Annotated in this window: 13 protein-coding genes, 1 rRNA gene and 2 pseudogenes; 6 read left to right on the top strand and 10 right to left on the bottom strand. The window is 72.4% G+C overall.

What is annotated here, in order from left to right; all coding sequences use genetic code 11:
- Positions 1-6: 6 nt before the first annotated feature.
- Positions 7-726, bottom strand: coding sequence for a TIGR03936 family radical SAM-associated protein (locus tag ACIBO1_RS26425; protein WP_396751149.1), 720 nt, complete (start codon positions 724-726; stop codon positions 7-9).
- 99 nt (positions 727-825) lie between these two features.
- Positions 826-2,811 (bottom strand): TIGR03960 family B12-binding radical SAM protein, encoded by a 1,986-nt coding sequence (locus tag ACIBO1_RS26420; RefSeq protein ID WP_396751065.1) that lies wholly within the window; start codon positions 2,809-2,811, stop codon positions 826-828.
- A gap of 208 nt (positions 2,812-3,019) precedes the next feature.
- Here ACIBO1_RS26420 and ACIBO1_RS26415 point away from each other — a divergent pair, with 208 nt between their 5' ends.
- On the top strand, positions 3,020-4,741 hold the full coding sequence (locus ACIBO1_RS26415) for a hypothetical protein (RefSeq protein ID WP_396751063.1): 1,722 nt from the start codon (positions 3,020-3,022) through the stop codon (positions 4,739-4,741).
- A gap of 24 nt (positions 4,742-4,765) precedes the next feature.
- Here ACIBO1_RS26415 and ACIBO1_RS26410 read toward each other — a convergent pair whose 3' ends face one another.
- Entirely contained in the window at positions 4,766-5,509 is a 744-nt protein-coding gene (locus ACIBO1_RS26410; RefSeq protein WP_396751061.1) for a lysophospholipid acyltransferase family protein, read from the bottom strand.
- A 170-nt stretch (positions 5,510-5,679) separates the two neighbouring features.
- Positions 5,680-8,865, bottom strand: coding sequence for an isoleucine--tRNA ligase (gene ileS, locus ACIBO1_RS26405; RefSeq protein WP_396751059.1), 3,186 nt, complete (start codon positions 8,863-8,865; stop codon positions 5,680-5,682).
- A 400-nt stretch (positions 8,866-9,265) separates the two neighbouring features.
- On the opposite strand from ileS, the gene ACIBO1_RS26400 reads away from it, so the two are divergent.
- Together ACIBO1_RS26400 and sigJ are read left to right on the top strand one after the other, a co-directional pair.
- Positions 9,266-9,706, top strand: coding sequence for a carboxymuconolactone decarboxylase family protein (locus tag ACIBO1_RS26400; protein ID WP_396751057.1), 441 nt, complete (start codon positions 9,266-9,268; stop codon positions 9,704-9,706).
- Positions 9,655-10,581, top strand: coding sequence for an RNA polymerase sigma factor SigJ (gene sigJ, locus ACIBO1_RS26395; protein WP_396751055.1), 927 nt, complete (start codon positions 9,655-9,657; stop codon positions 10,579-10,581). Before ACIBO1_RS26400 ends, sigJ begins: the two co-directional genes overlap by 52 nt.
- A 59-nt stretch (positions 10,582-10,640) precedes the next feature.
- Here the strand turns inward: sigJ and ndk are convergent, their stop codons facing one another.
- A complete protein-coding gene (ndk, locus tag ACIBO1_RS26390; protein WP_396751053.1) occupies positions 10,641-11,066 on the bottom strand; it encodes a nucleoside-diphosphate kinase in 426 nt (141 codons plus the stop codon).
- A 143-nt stretch (positions 11,067-11,209) separates the two neighbouring features.
- Here ndk and ACIBO1_RS26385 point away from each other — a divergent pair.
- Together ACIBO1_RS26385 and ACIBO1_RS26380 are read left to right on the top strand one after the other, a co-directional pair.
- Positions 11,210-12,145 (top strand): annotated as a pseudogene (locus ACIBO1_RS26385) (glyoxalase/bleomycin resistance/dioxygenase family protein); the annotation flags it as partial.
- A 198-nt stretch (positions 12,146-12,343) separates the two neighbouring features.
- Positions 12,344-12,772, top strand: a pseudogene (locus ACIBO1_RS26380) (VOC family protein); the annotation flags it as partial.
- Positions 12,773-12,796: 24 nt separating this feature from the next.
- Here ACIBO1_RS26380 and ACIBO1_RS26375 read toward each other — a convergent pair.
- The 3 genes from ACIBO1_RS26375 to ACIBO1_RS26365 all read right to left on the bottom strand — a co-directional run bounded on the left by ACIBO1_RS26375 (position 12,797) and on the right by ACIBO1_RS26365 (position 17,267).
- Entirely contained in the window at positions 12,797-13,258 is a 462-nt protein-coding gene (locus ACIBO1_RS26375; protein WP_396751051.1) for a DUF4233 domain-containing protein, read from the bottom strand.
- Entirely contained in the window at positions 13,255-14,526 is a 1,272-nt protein-coding gene (locus ACIBO1_RS26370) for a folylpolyglutamate synthase/dihydrofolate synthase family protein (protein ID WP_350699820.1), read from the bottom strand. Before ACIBO1_RS26370 ends, ACIBO1_RS26375 begins: the two co-directional genes overlap by 4 nt.
- Positions 14,527-14,636: 110 nt before the next feature.
- On the bottom strand, positions 14,637-17,267 hold the full coding sequence (locus ACIBO1_RS26365; RefSeq protein ID WP_396751049.1) for a valine--tRNA ligase: 2,631 nt from the start codon (positions 17,265-17,267) through the stop codon (positions 14,637-14,639).
- 69 nt (positions 17,268-17,336) lie between these two features.
- Between ACIBO1_RS26365 and ACIBO1_RS26360 the strand changes: the two genes are divergently transcribed.
- Positions 17,337-18,020: a hypothetical protein gene (locus tag ACIBO1_RS26360; RefSeq protein WP_396751047.1), complete on the top strand. Its 684-nt coding sequence runs from the start codon at positions 17,337-17,339 to the stop codon at positions 18,018-18,020.
- A 14-nt stretch (positions 18,021-18,034) separates the two neighbouring features.
- On the opposite strand, the gene ACIBO1_RS26355 is transcribed toward ACIBO1_RS26360, so the two are convergent.
- Both ACIBO1_RS26355 and rrf read right to left on the bottom strand, forming a co-directional pair.
- Entirely contained in the window at positions 18,035-19,309 is a 1,275-nt protein-coding gene (locus ACIBO1_RS26355) for an MFS transporter (RefSeq protein WP_396751045.1), read from the bottom strand.
- 115 nt (positions 19,310-19,424) lie between these two features.
- A 5S ribosomal RNA gene (gene rrf / locus ACIBO1_RS26350) occupies positions 19,425-19,518 on the bottom strand; the annotation flags it as partial.

Raw genomic sequence — 19,518 nt, 5'->3', positions numbered from 1 at the left:
CGTCGGTCAGCGCCCGCCGATGGTTGCCCCGTCGCGGTCCGCGTCCAGCGGATCCACGATCGCACCCTGCGCGGTCAGCGTGCCCTGAGCCAGCCGGGTCACCTTCGGGGCTACCGGCGGCTCCAGGCCGGCCACCACGCGGAAGCCGGAAAGGACGTCATCGGGCCGTACGGACGGGGTGACCTGCCGCACGACCAGTTCGAGTATCGCACACGGTACGGCCGGGGCCACGGAAGGCGTCGCCGACGAGGTGATCATATCGATCCGGGTGACGGCGACGCGGGCGTCGAAGGTCCGCCGCCCCTGCTTGGTCATCCGCTCCACCAGCACCTCGTCGGCGGCCAGGAACGCGGTCACCGCCTTGGCCAGGACCTCGGGGTCCACCTCCGGCAGTTCGATCCGCCAGTGGGACGCCTGGATCCGGTCGGCCAGGCCGCTGCCGGTGGCCACCACCGCGTCGAGCACGTCGAGGCCGGGCGAGAGCGCCGTGTCCAGCGCCTCCCGCAACTGCGCCGGGTCCACCGGCTCGCGCAGGCCGATCTCCAGGTACTCCGCCTCGCTGGCGACGCCGGTCGGCGCGGCGCTGGCGTACGAGATCTTCGGGTGCGGGGTGAACCCCTGGGAGAAGGCCACCGGTACGCCGGCACGGCGCAGCGCCCGCTCGAACGCCCGGGCGAAGTCCCGGTGCGAGGTGAACCGCAGCGGGCCGCGCTTGGCGTACCGGATGCGGACGCGCTGGACGACCGGCGCCTGGCCGCCCTCGGGCTGAGGTTTCCTACTGATCGTCCTGCTCCTCGGTGTCGGGCCCCACCCGGGGCCCCGGGGTCACTGTTGCGCGCCGGTGGGCAGCTTCAGACCGTTGACCGGGGTCAACGGGAGCAGCTTCCGGCCGGTCGGGCCGATCTGGATCTCGGTGTCCATGGCCGGGCAGACGCCGCAGTCGAAGCAGGGTGTCCAGCGGCAGTCGTCCTGCTCGTACTCGCTGAGGGAGTCCTGCCAGTCCTGCCAGAGCCAGTCCTTGTCCAGGCCGGAGTCCAGGTGGTCCCAGGGCAGGACCTCCAGTTCCTCTCGCTCGCGGGTGGTGTACCAGTCGAGGTCCACCCCGAACCCGGGCAGCACCTCGGTGGCCGCCTCCACCCAGCGCTGGTACGAGAAGTGCTCGCTCCAGCCGTCGAACCGGCCGCCGTTCTCCCACACCCGGCGGATCACCGCGCCGACCCGGCGGTCGCCCCGGGACAGCAGTCCCTCGATCAGCGAGGGCTCACCGTCGTGGTAGCGGAAGCCGATCGCCCGGCCCAGCGAACGGTCCGCGTTGATCGCCTGCTTGAGCAGCTTGAGCCGGTGGTCGATGACCTCCGGGCGCTGCATGGACGCCCACTGGAACGGGGTGTGCGGCTTCGGCACGAACCCGCCGATGGAGACCGTGCAGCGGATGTCCTTCGAGCCGGTGGCGGCCCGACCGGCCCGGATCACCTCGTGGGCCATGTCGGCGATCTCGAGGACGTCCTCGTCGGTCTCGGTGGGCAGGCCGCACATGAAGTAGAGCTTCACCTGCCGCCAGCCGTTGGTGTACGCGGTGACCACGGTGCGGATGAGGTCGTCCTTCGACACCATCTTGTTGATCACCTTGCGGATCCGCTCCGACCCGCCCTCGGGGGCGAAGGTCAGACCGGTCCGGCGGCCGTTGCGGGACAGCTCCTGGGCGAGATCGATGTTGAACGCGTCCACCCGGGTCGACGGCAGCGACAGCGACACGTTGGTGCCCTGGTACTGCTCGGCGAGGCCGGAGCACATGTCACCGATCTCGGAGTGGTCGGCCGACGACAGCGACAGCAGGCCCACCTCGTGGAAGCCGGAGAACTCCAGCCCCTGCTGCACCATCTGCCCGACCGTAGTGATGGACCGTTCCCGCACCGGGCGGGTGATCATGCCCGCCTGGCAGAACCGGCAGCCCCGGGTGCAGCCCCGGAAGATCTCCACCGCGTACCGCTCGTGCACCGTCTCGGCCAGCGGGACCAGCGGCTTGCGCGGGTACGGCCAGGCGTCCAGATCCATCGTGGTGCGCTTGTGCACCCGGAACGGCACGTCCGCCCGGTTCGGCACGACCCGCTGGATCCGGCCGTCGGGCAGGTAGTCCACGTCGTAGAAGCGCGGCACGTAGACGCTCTCGGTGCGGGCCAGCCGCAGCAGCAGCTCGTCCCGGCCACCGGGCGAGCCCTCCGCCTTCCACTCCCGGACGATCGCGGTGATCTCCAGGACCGCCTCCTCGCCGTCACCGAGCACGGCGGCGTCGACGAAGTCGGCGATGGGCTCCGGGTTGAAGGCGGCGTGCCCGCCGGCCACGATCACCGGGTCGGCGTCGGTGCGGTCGGCCGCGAGCAGCGGGATGCCGGCCAGGTCGATCGCGGTGAGCAGGTTGGTGTAGCCCAGCTCGGTGGCGAACGAGACGCCGAACAGGTCGAAGTCACCGACCGGGCGGTGCGCGTCGACGGTGAACTGCGGCACCTCGTGGGTACGCATCAGCCGTTCCAGGTCCGGCCAGACCGCGTACGTCCGCTCGGCGAGCGTGTCGGGGAGCTCGTTGAGCACCTCGTAGAGGATCTGGACGCCCTGATTGGGCAGGCCCACCTCGTACGCGTCCGGATACATCAACGCCCAGCGCACGGTCGCGGAGTCCCAGTCCTTGACCACCGCACCCAGTTCGCCACCGACGTACTGGATGGGCTTGGTCACCTGGGGCAGCAGCGGCTCCAGCCGGGGCCAGACGCAATTGGCCGCGACGGCACGCGGAGTGGTGGACGGGACGCTCATGATGCCCAAGGGTACGCGCCCGCCCACCGGCCACCACGCCACACCTGGCCGCGGAGGGCACCAGCGGAATCGGTCCTCGTCCGCACCGGCGACCGGTGGTCACCGCCCACCGTCACCGGGCGTGGGCACGGACGTGGGTACCGGCCTGGTTCGGCCCCGGTGGCACCCCGGTACTAACCTCGGGTCGGCGTGAGAGGAGATTGCCGCGATGCCGGAGCCGCAGCCGGGAGCAGACCGGCCGGTCGACGGGAACCGTCCGGACACACACCGGAACGGGGAGTCAGCGGTCACCCAGGAGCAGACCCTCGACCCCGCACCGCCTGCCACCACCTCGGCGGCGGACGAGACCCAGCCGGTCGGCGACGCCGACCCGACCAGTCCCGCCGAACCGTCCCGCCCCACCCCACCAGCCGCACCGCTCGACCCGACCCGAGCCGAGGCAGCGCCCGCCCGGGCCGAGGTCGCGCCTGATCAGACGCGGGTCGAGCCCGACCCGACCCGAGCCGAGGTCGCCCCCACCCGGGCCGGAACCGCGCCCGACCCGACCCAGCCGGTGGACGAGATCGACTCGACCCGGCCGGTGACCGAGGCCGACTCGACCCGGCCCGTCGACGAGGCCGACGGGGGGCACGACTCGACGCCGTCCGAGGACGACGCGCGTACCACCGTGGCACCGCCTCCCGAGGTCGGTCCGCAGGGCACCCGGATGATGCCCGAGGCGACGCCCGTGCCCGATGCGACGGCTGTGGAGGAGCCCGCGCCGCGCTGGAGCGGGTCGGCCGCCGTACCGCCGCCACCGCCGCGCCGTCGCGTCTGGGGCCAGTCCGCCGAGCCCACCCTGCTGCCACCGGTGGCGCCGGCCGACGCGCCGGAGCACCAGACCCCGGTGGACCCGTGGGCCGGCGTCGACACCAGCGGCTGGCATCTGCCCTCGTCGGACATGCCCGCCCTGCCGCCTCCCACGTTGTCCTACCCCGCACCGCCGGCGACCCGGTCCTACACCCCCGTACCGCCGCCGGTCCCACCCGCGCCGCCAGCGCACCGGCCCGCCGCGTACCCACCGCCGGTGTCGTCCGCCCCACCGGCACACCAACCGGCCGCGTACCCACCGCCGGTCTCACCCGCGCCACCGGCACACCAGCCCGCCGCGTACCCGCCGCAGGCCGGCCGCCCCGCCCCGCCGGCACCCGCCGCGCCGATGCGGCCGCCGGCGGCGCAGGGTCGTCCGCAGCCGGCCGCGCAGCCGCCGGTGCGACACGCTCCGCCACCACCGCAGCCGGTCGCTCCACCGCCGGTCCGGGGCTGGCGGGGCCGCAAGGCCGGGCCTCCCGCGCCGCCGCCGGGCTGGCAGGCGCCCCCGGGGTACGCCCGTCGCCGCAAGCGCCGCCGCTGGCCGTGGATGCTGCTGCTGACGATCGCCTGCTGCTGCGGCTGCCCGGCCTACTACGGGGTCCCGATGGCCAGCCAGTACCCGGCGAGCGCCTCACTGCCGAGCCAGGTCGCCGACCTGGAGCTCCGCCAGGACGACCGCAGTACGCAGGCCGCCCGGCAGTTGGAGTCACAGGTGCGGCAGGCGCACCTGCTCGCCGACGGCACCTTCGCCGGTATCTATGCCACCAGCGCCGGCAAGCAGGTCACCGTCTTCGGCGGCACCGGCTTCCGCTTCGCCCCCTCGGCCGACGCCGACAGCGAGATCGAACGGCTCACCCAGCAGTACTCGCTCGGCGAGGCGCAGGTCGTGGAGACCGGCGTACGGGGACGGCACGAGCGGTGCGCCGTCGGCACCGTCGACGGCGTCGGGGTGGTGGTCTGCACCTCGGTCGACCACGGCAGCATCACCAGCGCGGTCTTCACCGGTCTCTCGGTGGACGACAGCGCGCAACTGCTCGCCACGATGCGGCGGCAGATCGTCTCGACGAACGGCGGCTGAGCGGGGGCCGCCTCGGTCCCTCGCTCAGCCGGCGGTCGGCTCGCCCGGAGTCGGCTGACCCGGAGTCGACTCACCCGTGGCCGGACCGCCCGGCGTCGGCGGCTTCGCGCGCGGCGGGGCGTAGCGCGGGACGTACTCCTGGCCGGTGAGCTTCTGGATCTCGGCCATCAGCTCGTCGGTCATCTCCCGCAGCGACGTGCGGTCCGCCGGGCGGCCGGTGAAGTCCAGCGGCTTGCCGAACCGTACGGTGATCTTCGCGCGTCCGGGTCGCGGCATCCGGGCGCCGATCGGCTGCACCTTGTCGGTGCCGATCATGCCCACCGGGATGATCGGGACACCGGCGGCCAGCGCCAGCCGGGCCGTGCCGGTGCGCCCCCGGTACAGCCGGCCGTCCGGCGAGCGGGTCCCCTCGGGATAGATGGCGACCAGTTCGCCGCCCTGGAGAGCGGGGATCGCCGCGTCGAAGGCGGTCAACGCCGCCCGCCCGCCGGCCCGCTCGACCGGGATGGCACCCAGGCCGTTGAGCACGAACCGGTGGAACGCGCCCTTCGCCCCGGTGCCCTTGTAGTAGTCCGACTTGGCCCAGAACGCCAGGTGCCGTGGCACCACCGTGCCGAGGAACAACTCGTCGGCCACGGACAGGTGGTTACCCGCGAAGATCGCGCCGCCGGACGCCGGGATGTGCTCCAGCCCCTCCACGTTCGGTTGGAAGGCCAGCCGCAGCGCCGGGGCCACGGTGTACCTGCCGATGGTGTAGAGCAGCGGCACTGGTCCTCCGGCGGATCGAGTGGGGTAGGGGCGGTGTCACCGTAGCGGACCGTCGCACACCGACCTGCGCGAGGTGGTGCCGGTCCGCAGGCTGGATGAGATGTAAGGAAGGGTCCCCTACTAACGCCTGGTGTATAGAAGGGGACCCTTCCTAACGTCGACTCATCAGCTCACACGCGACGCACCGCGACGGTCACCTGCTCGCCCTCGCCGACCTCACCGGCGAAGCCGTCCAGATCGTCGGCGAAGTCGACGCTGTCCGCCAGCACCTCGCGGGCCACGAACTCGGCGTACCCGGACACCGCCGCGCGCACCTCCGCCGAGGCCGACACCGACACCACGATCCGGTCCGAGACGTCCAGGTCGGCATCGCGGCGGGCCTGCTGGACCACCCGTACGACGTCCCGGGCCAGCCCCTCGGCGGCCAGTTCGGGGGTGACCACGGTGTCCAGCACCACCACCCCCTCACCGCCGGGCAGCGGGGCGGAGTGCTCGGCGTCGGCCGCGACCAGCCGCAGCTCGTACTCGCCTTCGGCCAGGGTGACCCCGGCGGCGACCGGGGCGCCGTCGACCAACTCCCACTCCCCCGCCTTGACCGCCTTGATCACCTGCTGCACCTGCTTGCCGACCCGGGGCCCGAGCGCCCGGGGCACCACGGTGAGCACCTGCTGGCAGTACGCCGACACCTCGTCGGTGAAGACGACCTCCTTCACGTTGACCTCGTCGGCGACCAGGTCGGCGAAGGGTCGTAGCTGCGCGGCCGCCGGGCTGGCCACGGTCAGCCTCGCCAGCGGCAGCCGGACCCGCAGGCCCTTGGCCTTGCGCAGCGACAGTGCCGCCGAGGCGACCGCCCGGGTGGCGTCCATCGCGGCCACCAGCTCGTGGTCGACCGGGAAGTCCTCGGCGCGCGGGAAGTCGGTCAGGTGCACCGACCGCTCGCCGGTCAGCCCGCGCCAGATCTCCTCGGCGGTCAGCGGCGCCAGCGGTGCCACCACCCGGCACAGCGTCTCCAGCACCGTCCAGAGCGTGTCGAACGCCTCGGTGTCACCCGCCCAGAACCGGTCCCGCGAACGACGCACGTACCAGTTGGTCAGCGCGTCCAGGTAGGACCGGACGGTGGCGCAGGCGCCCGAGATGTCGTACGCGTCCATCTGCGCGCCGACCGTGTCGACCAGCTCGTTGGTCTTGGCCAGCACGTACCGGTCGAGCAGGCTGCCGGCGTCGGTCGCCACCGCGTCGGTCTTGCGCCGCGCCTGGTACCCGTCCGCGTTGGCGTACAGCGAGAAGAAGTACCAGACGTTCCAGAGCGGCAGCAGCACCTGCCGCACGGCGTCCCGCACGCTCGACTCGGTGACCGGCATGTCCCCGCCCCGCAGCACCGGCGACGACATCAGCATCCAGCGCATCGCGTCCGACCCGTACGAGTCGAAGACGTGGTAGACGTCCGGGTAGTTGCGCAGGCTCTTGGACATCTTGCGCCCGTCCGAGCCGAGCAGGATGCCGTGGCTGAGGCAGTTACGGAACGCCGGCCGGTCGAACAGCGCGGTGGCCAGCACGTGCATGGTGTAGAACCAGCCCCGGGTCTGCCCGATGTACTCGACGATGAAGTCACCCGGGTAGTGGTTCTCGAACCAGTCGCGGTTCTCGAACGGGTAGTGCACCTGGGCGAACGGCATCGAGCCGGACTCGAACCAGCAGTCCAGCACCTCCGGCACGCGGCGCATCATGGACCGGCCCGTCGGGTCGTCCGGGTTGGGGCGGACCAGGTCGTCCACCGCCGGCCGGTGCAGGTCGGTCAGGCGTACGCCGAAGTCCCGCTCGATCTCCTCCAGCGACCCGTACACGTCGACCCGGGGGTGGTTCGGGTCGTCCGAGCGCCACACCGGGATGGGCGAGCCCCAGAACCGGTTGCGGCTGATGGACCAGTCCCGCGCGTTGGCCAGCCACTTGCCGAACGAGCCGTCCTTGATGTGTCCGGGCGTCCAGTTGATCTGCTGGTTCAGCTCGACCATGCGGTCCTTGAACGTCGTCACCGCGACGAACCACGACGACACCGCCTTGTAGACCAGCGGGGTGTCGCAGCGCCAGCAGTGCGGGTACGAGTGGGTGTAGGTGTCCTGCCGCAGCACCACCCCCCGTTCCTTGAGTTCCCGGATCACCGGCTTGTTGACGTCGAAGACCTGCTCGCCCTCGTACGGCGGGACCAGCCCGGTGAACCGGGTGTGGTCGTCCACCGTGACGATGGTCGGGATGCCGGCCGCGTTGCAGACGTTCTGGTCGTCCTCGCCGAAGGCCGGGGCGAGGTGCACGATCCCGGTGCCGTCCTCGGTGGTCACGAACTCCGCGCCGAGCACCTGGTACGCCTGCGGTCCGGCCTGCTCGGTGAGGAAGTCGAACAGCGGGGTGTACCGCCGCCCGACCAGGTCGGCGCCGCGTACCGTGCCGACCTGCTGGTATCCCTCCAGCTCCTTCGCGTACGCGCCGAGACGCCCGGCGCCGACGACGTACCGCTCGCCGTCGCGTTCCAGCACCGCGTACTCGATGTCCGGCCCGACGGCCAGCGCCAGGTTCGACGGCAGCGTCCACGGCGTGGTGGTCCACACGCCCAGCCGGACCGGCCCCCGGAGCAGTTCCGGCGCGGACTCGTCGGCGGTCAGCGCGAACCACACGGTCAACGTGGGGTCGTGCCGGTCCCGGTAGACGTCGTCCATCCGGGTCTCGGTGTTCGACAGCGGCGTCTCACACCGCCAGCAGTACGCCAGCACCCGGAAGCCCTCATAGATCAGACCCTTGTCGTGCAGGGTCTTGAAGGCCCACATGACGCTTTCCATGTAGTCCAGGTCGAGGGTCTTGTAGTCGTTGGCGAAGTCGACCCAGCGGGCCTGCCGGGTGACGTACCGCTCCCAGTCCTGGGTGAACTCCAGCACCGAGGTGCGGCACGCCTCGTTGAACCGGGCCACGCCCAGGTCGAGGATCTCCGCCTTGCTGGTGATGCCGAGCTGCTTCTCGGCCACCACCTCGGCGGGAAGGCCGTGGCAGTCCCAGCCGAAACGCCGCTCCACCCGCCGGCCGCGCATGGTCTGGTAACGCGGCACCACGTCCTTGACGTACCCGGTGAAGAGGTGGCCGTAGTGCGGCAGACCGTTGGCGAACGGCGGGCCGTCGTAGAAGACGTACTCGTTGTCGGCGGAGCCGCCGCCGGCGGACGACTGCCGGCCGGAGGCGGGACGCTGCTCGACGCTGGCCTCGAAGGTCTTGTCGGCCGTCCAGTGCTCCAGCACCCGGCGCTCGACCGCGGGCAGGTCCGGGCTGGCCGGGACGCCGGTGGCGGTCGGGTCGTGCAACGGATAGGCCATCGGGGGTCGCTCTCCTCGCTGACGCTCACTGTCGTGTGGGTCTGCGAGGACGAGCCGTCACCGGTACGCCGTCACCGACGCCCCGGGCCGGGCCCGCGGTACCACCCCGCTTGGTGGTCGGAGTACGACCACCCGCTCGTTGGCCGGCTGTGACGGGCCGGACCCGTCCGGTTCTACTGAGCCGGGGCGACCCGGCCGTTCTTCCGGAGGCTCACCGGTGATAGCCGGATCATCGCCATACCCACCCATGATACCCACGCCGCCCGTCACCCTCCTCCCGATAACCCCGCCCCACCGAGCGTCACCGAGCGCATGACGGGCGTCACAGCGTCGACCTGTCACGCCCCGACACGCCCCGCCCGTCGTGGTGGTGTCGGAGCGAGATACCGGGAGGGTTGTCATGCAGCGGATGAACGTGGCCAAGGTGGCGCCGGAGGCGTTCGGCGCCGTGATGGGGCTGGAGAAGTACGTCCGGGCGAACGTGGACCACACCGTGCTGGAGCTGGTGAAGCTGCGCGCGTCGATCCTGAACGGCTGCGCGTTCTGCGTCGACATGCACAGCCAGGAGGCGCTCGGCGCGGGTGAGTCGAGCCGGCGGCTGTTCGCGGTGGCCGCCTGGCGCGAGGCGCCCTTCTTCGACGAGCGGGAACGCACCGCGCTGGCGCTGACCGACGCGGTCACCCGGCTCGGCGAGCACGGGGTGCCCGACGACGTGTGGGAGGACGCGGCGAAGGTCTGGCCGGAGAAGGCACTCGCCGATCTGGTCCTGGCGATTGCCACAATCAACGTGTGGAACCGGATCGCGGTGACCTTCCGCAACGATCTCCCGTCGGACGACTGAACCCGGCCGAGGCGGCAGAGGCGGCCGGTGCGCTCGACGCGCACCGGCCGATGCTGCTCGGCCTGGCGTACCGGTTGCTGGGCAGCCGGTACGACGCCGAGGACGTGCTCCAGGAGACCTACCTGCGCTGGGCCCGCGTCGACCGGAGCCGGGTCGCCGAGCCACGTCGCTACCTGTCCCGGGTGGTCACCCACCTGTCCATGGACCGGCTGCGAGCCCGGCAGGCCAACCGGGAGGCGTACGTCGGGCAGTGGCTGCCGGAGCCGGTACCGACGACACCGTCGCCGTTCGGTCCGTTGGAGCGCGCCGAACTGCGCGACTCGCTCTCCACCGCGCTACTGCACCTGCTGGAGCGGCTCACTCCGCCGGAGCGCGCCGTCTATGTCCTGCACACCGCGTTCGAGCTGCCGTACGCCGAGATCGCCGAGCTGCTCGACCGTTCCGCCGAGGACTGCCGTCAGTTGCACCACCGGGCCGCCACCCGGATCGGGCGCGAGCAGCGCCGGTTCACCGCCGACCGGGCGGAGCAGGAGCGACTGCTGGAGGCGTTCGTCGCCGCCGCCGGTGAGGGCGACCTGCGGCGGCTGACCGAGCTGGTGGCCGCCGACGCGACCGCGTGGAGCGACGGCGGCGGTCGGGTGAGCGCCGCCCGCAACCCGATCACCGGGGCGGACCGGGTGGTCCGGTTCCTGCTCGGCGTCCGGGAGAAGGGCTGGCCGCTCACCGTGCACCGCACCGACCTCAACGGTCAGCCGGCCGCCGTGGTGGTCACCGCCGGCGGCGCCCGGTACGCGATCACGCTCGGCACGGCCGACGGTCGGATCACCGACATCTTCCTGGTGGCCAACCCGGACAAGTTGCCCTGGACGAGGTGAGCCGGCCCGGCGACGGGCCGGCTCGCCGCTGTCGTCGGCCCAGCTCGGGGAGGCTGTCGTCAGCCCAGCTCGGGGAACCAGAGCGCCAGCTCGCGCTTGGCGCTGTCCGGTGAGTCGGAGGCGTGCACCAGGTTCTCCCGGTTGGACAGCGCGAGGTCACCCCGGATGGTGCCGGCGGCGGCCTTGCGTCCGTCGGTGGCGCCGATCAGGCCCCGCACCACGTCGATCACCTGGTCGCCGGAGAGCACCAGCGCGACCAACGGACCGCTGGTCATGAACGTCTTCAGCGGCGGATAGAACGCCTTGTCCACGTGCTCGGCGTAGTGCTCGTCGGCCAGCGCGCCGTCCATCGTCCGGGACGCCATCGCGTCGATCCGCAGCCCCTTACGCTCGAAGCGGGAGACGATCTCGCCGACCAGGCCGCGGCGGACCGCGTCGGGCTTGATCAGTACGAGCGTGCGCTCGTCCGGGCTGCTGCTGGACACGCTGGGTTCCTCCTCAGGGCGGAAGCCGGTCAGGCTCGGTACGGTCAGCCTAGCGACCCGGTCCCGGCCCCGGCGCGGTGGTCGGACCTTCCCCCGGCCCCCGATCCGGCCTAGCCTGGCCCTGACCACCCGGGAGGTCCACTGTGGCGAACGGCGGGAACCGACCCATCGCACCGGTACGCAAACTGATCGCGGCGGTGCTCGGCACCGTGGCCGCTTTCGTCGTGCTGTTCGGGCTGGGCATGACGAGCTGGGCCATCGTGGCGCTCGGTGTCGCCCTGCTGGTGCTGGCGATCGCGCTGGCCACCGTACGCGGCGGCGGGCGCACCTGGGTCGTCGGCGCCGGGCACGTGCACAGCGCCTCCGAGCCACCCACCCAGTACGCCTTCGGCCGCTGCGAACTCCAGCTCGTGATCGACGCACCCGGGCTCCCGCCCCGGTCCAAGAAGATCATCGAGCCTCGGGTGCCGGTGGCCAAGTGGCCCTCGCTGGGCCAGACGCTGCCGATCCGGGTGGCGCTGGACGACCCGCGACACGTGCGGGTGCTCTGGGACGAGGTGCCCACCCACGCCGAGGCCGGCACCGCCGACCTGCCGCCCGAGTTCGCCGACGAGTTCACCGGGCAGGTCCCGCCGGACGAGGTGCTGATCGGGCAGCAGGCCCCGCCGTGGGCCGACCGGCCGCCGGAGGACGACTTCCACGACCCGCTGGGCGACCCGCTCGGCGCTCCGCTCCGCGACGACCCGATCGAGCCGGTCGAGCCCCGGGACCCGATCCGGGTCCGCCAGCGCCCCGGCGGACCGGTGGTGCTGGAGGGCACCGTGGTCGAGCAGAGCAGCGACAGCCCGTTGCCCCGCCGTGCCACGCCCGCGCCGCGCACCCCGGCCGAGGAGCGGTTCGCGGCGACCGCCACCGCCCCGGAGGAGACCGACCTCTTCGCCGACCTGCCGCTCGACGACCGCCCCGGCACCGCGCCGACCGTCGGGCGACCGGCCGCCCCGCCGCCCGCCCCGACGGGCCCCCTCGACCCCCTGGACCTGCCGCTGGACGACCCGTACCCGGTGACCGGCGAGCGCACCCGGTCGGCACCACGCGAGGACGAGCCGATCCACGCGGCGGCGACCCCGAGCACCGCGTCCGCCTCAGGCACGGCGGCGACCCCGAGCACCGCGTCCGCCTCAGGCACGGCAGCGACACCGAGTACGCCGACCGACGAAGACACGGCGACCGACGCCGGGGACACCGCCGGGGCCGACGATCTGCCGGTCGACGACCGGGAGCTGGACGAGGCGATCTTCGGTTTCGACCCGGACGCCGCCGACCCGGCCGCCCCGATCAGCGGCGTGGGCATCACGCTGCTCGTCACCGAGCTGCCCCGATCGCTGGAGTTCTATCGGGACCGCCTCGGCTTCCGCGAGGTCGACCGGGGCAACGGCAACGCGGTCCTCGCCTCCGGGGCCACCCGGCTGGTGCTGCGCGAGGTGACCGGCGCCCAGCCGATGAACCGGCGGCTGGTGCACGTCAACCTGGACGTCGACGACATCCAGTCGGCCTACGAGCGGATGCGTGACTCGGGCGTCCGCTTCACCTACGCGCCCCGGGTGGTCAACCGGGGCACCAAGCTGGAGGTGTGGGCGGCGGCGTTCCGCGACCCGGACGGGCACGGTATCGCGCTGACCCAGTGGCGGGAACGCGCCGAGGCGTGACCCGCCGGCCGGCACGGACGCCGGTCAGCCCAGGATCACCCGGCGGACGTGCAACGCGTACGCCCACACCAGCGCGAAGATGACGCCCAGCGCGAACAGCGCCCAGTGCAGCAGCCCGGACAGCAGCAGCAACCCCTGCAACACGGTGCCGGCCTGCCACGCCCAGGGCCGGCGCATCAGCCCGGCCAGCAGCGCCGCCAGCACGGCCAGCGTCATCACCGCCGCGAGCGCCGGACCGCCGAGGTCACCGCCGACCACCCGGATCGGCTGGATCGCCAGCAGCAGCACCAGCGCCTCCAGCGCGAGGGTGCCCGCGCCGAGTCCGCGTACCGCCCGCTGCGGATCACGCAGCCCGGACCGGCGCTGCCCCGGCGGGCCGTCACCGTCCGTCCCGGGAACGCCCTCGGGCTGCCCCGATCCGGCACCGCCACCGGTGATGGTCTCGGGGGTCTCGTCCGGCCGGGCCGGGCCGGTGGGCCCGCTCATCGCTTCAGCAGTCGGCGGGCGTCGGCCACGGTCACGACCGAGCCGGTGACCAGCACCCCGACCCCGGCCAGTTCACCCGGTACGTCCTCCTCGGCCAACGCCACCGCCGTCTCGATCGCGTCCGGCATCTCCTCGGCGACCTCGACCCGGTCCGGCCCGAACACCTCGGCGGCGAGCGCGGCCAACTCCTTGGCCGGCAGCGCCCGGGGCGAGCTGTTGCTGGTCACGACCACCTGGTCGACCACCGGTTCCAGCAGTTCCAGCAGGCTGGCCGCGTCCTTGTCGGCCAGCGTGCCCACCACCGCGACGAGCTTGCTGAACGCGAACTCCTCCTGCAACGCGGTGACCGTGGCCGCCATCCCCTGCGGGTTGTGCGCGCCGTCCAACAGGATCGTCGGGGCGGTCCGCACCCGTTCCAGGCGGCCCGGCGAACTGGCCGTGGCGAAGCCCTCCCGGACCGCCTCCAGGTCCAGTTGCCGCCGCGCGCCGGCGCCGAGGAACGCCTCGACGGCGGCCAGCGCCAGCGCCGCGTTCTGTGCCTGGTGCGCGCCGTGCAGCGGGACGAACACCTCCTCGTACACCCCGCCCAGACCTTGCAGGGTCAGCACCTGCCCGCCGACGGCGACCGCCCGACGCAGCACGCCGAACTCGGAGCCCTCGCGGGCGACGGTCGCGCCCACCTCGGCGCAGCGTTGCAGGATCGGCCGGGCGGCCTCCTCCTCCTGCGCCGCGCAGATCACCGTGGCTCCCGGGTGGATGATGCCGGACTTGGCGACCGCGATGTCCTGGAGCGTGTCGCCGAGCCACTCGGTGTGGTCCAAACCGATCGGGGTGAGTACGCACACCCCGGCCTGGATCACGTTGGTGGCGTCCTCGGCACCGCCGAGACCCACCTCGACCACGGCGATGTCCACGGGCGCGTCGGCGAACGTGGCGAACGCCAGCGCGGTGGTCATGTCGAAGTAGGTCAGCGGCTCCGCCGACCGGTCGTCCACCAGCTCCGCCAGCGGCTTGATCTCCTGATAGACCGAGGCGAACCGGGCCTCGTCCACCGGCTCGCCGTCCAGGCTGATCCGCTCCCGGACGGTCTCCAGGTGCGGGCTGGTGTACCGGCCGGTGTGCAACCCGAACGCCCGCAGCAGCGAGTCGATCATCCGGGCCGTGGAGGTCTTGCCGTTGGTGCCGGTCAGGTGGATCGACGGGTACGCCCGCTGCGGGCTGCCCAGCAGGTCGAGCAGGGACGAGATGCGGTCCAGCTCGAAGACCATCCGGGTGAAGCCGCGCCCGGCCAGCTCCGCCTCCGCCTGCGCGAAGGCGGCGTGCGCGGCCCGGTCGCCACGGCCCCGGCCGCGCTCGGTGTTCTCGGTACGGTCGTCGCTCACGAGGGCAACGCCTCCAGTGCGGCGTCGATCCGGGCCAGGTCGGCCTCGGCGACGGCCAGTCGTTGACGGATCTTGGCGACGACCGGCTCGGGGGCCTTGCCGACGAACGCCGGATTGTCCAGCTTCGCCCGGGCCTGCCCGGCCTCCTTCTCCGCCGCCGCGCGGTCCTTGGTCAGCCGCGCGCGTTCGGCGGCCACGTCGATCGAGCCCCGGGTGTCCAGCGCGACGCTGACCTCCCCCGGCATGGCCAGCGTGGCGCTGGCCTGGAAGTCGTCGCCGGCCGCGTCCAGCCGGGCCAGGGACCGGATCAGCGGCTCGTGCGCCGCCACACCGGCGCCGGCCAGCCCGTCGAGCCGGGCGGCGACCCGCTGGGTCGGGCGCAGGCCCTGGTCCGAACGGAACCGACGGACCTCGGTGACCACCCGTTGCAGGGTGGCGACCTCCGCCTCGGCGGCGTCGTCGACGAGCGCCCGGTCGGCCGCCGGCCAGGCCGCGGTGAGCAGCGTCTCGCCGCCGGTCAGCGCGGTCCACAGCTCGTCGGTGACGAACGGGATCACCGGGTGCAGCAGCCGCAGCAGATGGTCCAGCACGTGACCGAGGACCCGGCGGGTCACCTCGGCCGCCTCACCGCCGCCGGCGAGCACCGGCTTGCTCAGCTCGACGTACCAGTCGCAGACGTCGTCCCAGGCGAAGTGGTAGAGCAGGTCACAGACCTTGGCGAACTCGTACGCCTCGAACTGCTCGTCGACCTCGGCGGTGACGTGCGCCAATCGGGACAGGATCCACCGGTCGACGGTCGACAGCTTGTCGGCGGCCGGCATCGGCCCGCTCGCGTGCGCACCGTTGATCAAGGCGAACCGGGTGGCGTTCCAGAGCTTGTTGCAGAAGTTTCGCGAGCCCTGGCACCACTCCTCGCTGACCGGCACGTCCCCGCCCGGGTTGGCGCCCCGGGCCAGCGTGAAGCGGGTCGCGTCGGCGCCGTACCGGTCGATCCAGTCCAGCGGGTCGACGACGTTACCGAACGACTTGGACATCTTCTTGCCGTGCTCGTCACGGACCATGCCGTGCAGGGCGATCACGTCGAACGGCTGCTTGCCGTCCATCGCGTACAGGCCGAACATCATCATCCGGGCGACCCAGAAGAAGAGGATGTCGTAGCCGGTCACCAGCACGCTGGTCGGATAGAACTTGGCCAGGTCCGGGGTCTGCTCCGGCCAGCCGAGCGTGGAGAACGGCCACAGACCGCTGGAGAACCAGGTGTCCAGCACGTCCTCGTCCTGGTGCCACCCCTGACCGTCACCGGAGCTGCTCGGCGGTTCTTCATCGGGTCCGACACAGACCACCTCGCCGTCCGGGCCGTACCAGACCGGGATCCGGTGACCCCACCAGAGCTGGCGAGAGATGCACCAGTCGTGCATGTTGTCGACCCAGGCGAAGTAGCGCTTGGCCAGCTCCGCCGGCTCGATCCGGACCCGCCCGTCACGCACCGCGTCACCGGCCGCCTTCGCCAGCGGCGAGGTGTTCACGAACCACTGCAACGACAGCCGCGGCTCCACCGTGGTGCGGCACCGGGAGCAGTGCCCCACGGCGTGCACGTACGGCCGCTTCTCGGCGACGATGCGGCCCTGCTCGCGCAGCGCCGCGACGATCGCCGGGCGGGCCTCGAACCGGTCCAGCCCCTGGAACGGGCCGGGCGCGGTGATCACACCCCGCTCGTCCATCACCGTCAGCGCGGGCAGGTCGTGCCGCTGCCCGATCTCGAAGTCGTTCGGGTCGTGCGCCGGGGTGACCTTCACCATGCCGGTGCCGAAGGACGGGTCGACGTGGGCGTCCCCGACGATCGGGATCCGCCGCCCGGTCAACGGCAGCTCGACCTCGGTGCCGATCAGGTGCCGGTACCGCTCGTCGTCCGGGTGCACCGCCACCGCCGTGTCACCGAGCATCGTCTCGGCCCGGGTAGTGGCCACCACCACGTCGTCGCTGTACCGGATCGAGACCAGCTCGCCGTCGTCGTCGGAGTGCTCCACCTCAATGTCGGAGAGCGCAGTCAGGCAGCGCGGGCACCAGTTGATGATCCGGTTAGCCCGGTAGATCAGGCCGTCGTCGTACAGCTTCTTGAACATGGTCTGCACGGCGCGGGACAGGCCCTCGTCCATGGTGAAACGCTCGCGGTCCCAGTCCACCGAGTCACCGAGACGGCGCATCTGGCCGAGGATGGCTCCGCCGGACTCCGCCTTCCACTGCCACACCCGCTCGACGAACTTCTCCCGGCCCAGGTCGTGGCGGGACAGGCCCTGCGCGGCGAGCTGCCGCTCGACCACGTTCTGGGTGGCGATGCCGGCGTGGTCCATGCCGGGCAGCCAGAGCGCCTCGAAACCCTGCATCCGCTTACGCCGCACCAGGGCGTCCTGCACGGTGTGGTCCAGCGCGTGGCCCATGTGCAGCGAGCCGGTCACGTTCGGTGGCGGGATGACGATGGTGAAGGGCTGCCGCTCGCTCTCCGCCGACGCCCGGAAGCGACCGTCGGCTACCCACTGCTCGTACCGTCGCTGCTCTACCTCGCCGGGCTGGTACTGGCCGGCGAGGGTCGGGGCATCGAGGCGTCGGGCATCCAGGTTCTCGGTCACCCTCGAAGTCTACGGAGCGCTTCGGCGGACCCGACGTGCGCCACCTGTGGTTCGCGTACGGTGTCGGCTATGTCCGACGCGCGCCGCAGCCTCCACCACCTCGACGACGGCACCCCGCTGGTCGACCTGACCGCCGAGCCCATCGAGCTGGACCAACCCGCGGCGGCGGCCGGCCCCGAACGGCGTGCCGTCCGGTCCCGGCGCTGGCGGATCGCGGTGGCCCTGATCGCGGTCCTCGTGTTCGCGGGCGTCGGCACCCTGGGCTCCTGGGGCTGGCGGATCATGCAGCAGAAGGACGCCCGGATCAGCACTCCGGGTGAGGTCGCCGGCCTGCGCCAGGACACCAGCGACCGCGCGGTCAGCACCGCCGACTACCTGCGTAGCGGCCTCGCCGCCGACATCCGGCTGGACAGCAGCTTCGGCGCGGTCTACCAGGACCCGGCCGACAGCACCCGTTCGGTGCTCCTCTTCGGCGGCACCACGCTGCTGTGGCAACCGGAGCGGGATCTGGAGAGCCTGTTCACGCTGATGGGCGACGAGACCGGCGCGATCGACGGCCTACGCACCGTCTCCCCGGGCCGGCTCGCCGGGGTGATGAAGTGCGGCAGCACCAGCGGCGAGGGCGGTGACTTCGCGGTCTGCGGTTGGGCCGACCACGGCAGCGTGGTGCTCGCCATGTTCCCGTCCCGCTCGATCGACGAGTCCGCCGGGCTGCTGCGACAGATCCGCGAGGCCGTGCAGACCCGGCACTGACGCCCGCCGCCTGGTCACCGCCCGCCGGCCCACGCCACCGGCGTGGCGAGCGCCGCGAGCCCGACCAGGACGCATCCCGCACCGGCGAGCAGACACACCAGGGGTACGCCGTACCCCTGCGCGCCCCACGTCACCACCGCCGCGCCGATCGGGCCGAGCGCGTAGTGGGTCGCCCAGAACACCGAGGTGACCCGGCCGAGCAGATGATTCGGCGTCACCTCCTGTCGCAGCGACAACGAGCAGATCGCACCGATCGCCACCCCGCCGAGGTACACCGCCGCCAGGGCCGCCACCGCCGGCACCGTACCCGCCGACCCGACCGCCGCGACGGCCACGCCCGCCACCACCATGCTGCCCGACCAGGTGGGCCCGAACCCGATCCGTCGGCGCAACGGCGCCACCACCAGCGAGCCGAGGACCGTGCCGAGCGCGGCGAGCCCCAACACCGCGCCGACGGTACGCTCCGACCCGCCCAGGTCGTGTCCGACGTGATAGATCAGCACGTCGTCGAGCCCGTAGGTGAGGAACAGGAACGCCGACAGCAGCAGCGTCAGGCTCCGCAGCACCGGATGCCGCCAGAGGAACCGGGCACCGTCCAGCAGCTCGCCCCGCAGTGCCGCCAGGGTCGTCGCGGTCCGTTCCCGGCGCGCCTGCCGCAGCCGTACGGCGGTCAGCCCGAGCGCCGACACGGCGAAGCTCGCGGCGTTCACCGCCACGGCGGTGGTGTACCCGAAGCGCGCCGCCACCAGGCCGGCCACCAGCGGTCCCCCGATCCCGGCGACCGCATAGCTCGCCGACAGCTTGCCGTTGGCCTCGGTGATCCGCCCGACGTCGACGAGCCCCGGCACCGCCGCCACGTACGCGACCCGGAACACCATCCCCACGGCGGCACTCGCCGGCAGCACGAGATAGAGCAGCCAGAGCTGCGGTCCCCACAGCCACGTCACCGGTACGGCCGCGAACAGCACCGCCCGCGCGAGGTCACCACAGATCAGCAGACGACGCCGGTCCACCCGGTCGGCCAGTACCCCGGCGAACACGGCCGTGGCCACCGACGCCACCCCCGCGACGGCAGTGAGCAGGCCCATCAGCGCCACCGACCCGGTGACCTGGAGCACCAGCAGCGGTACGGCCACCGACGCGAACCCGTCGCCGAGCACCGACACGGTCTGCGCCGCCCAGAACACGCTGAAGTCCCGGCTACGCCACAGCCCTGACCTGGCGCTCTCGGTGGCGATGTGGTCCGGTCGTGCGGTGTTGGGCCCTGTGCCCCCGGTGGGCGCCGTCACTCGCGTGACGCTAACGGCCGGCGGGCTGACGCGCTGCCCCGGTTCAGGGTGACGCGATCGGGCCACAAATGCGTTTAGGGCCACCCCCATGGGGGTGGCCCTAAACCGAGAAGATGTCCGGCGGTGTCCTACTCTCCCACACCCTCCCGGGTGCAGTACCATCGGCGCTGGAGGGCTTAGCTTCCGGGTTCGGAATGTGACCGGGCGTT

This window comes from Micromonospora sp. NPDC049903 (assembly GCF_044460945.1).
GTDB lineage: Bacteria > Actinomycetota > Actinomycetes > Mycobacteriales > Micromonosporaceae > Micromonospora.
This window is presented reverse-complemented; position numbering and strand designations above follow the sequence as displayed.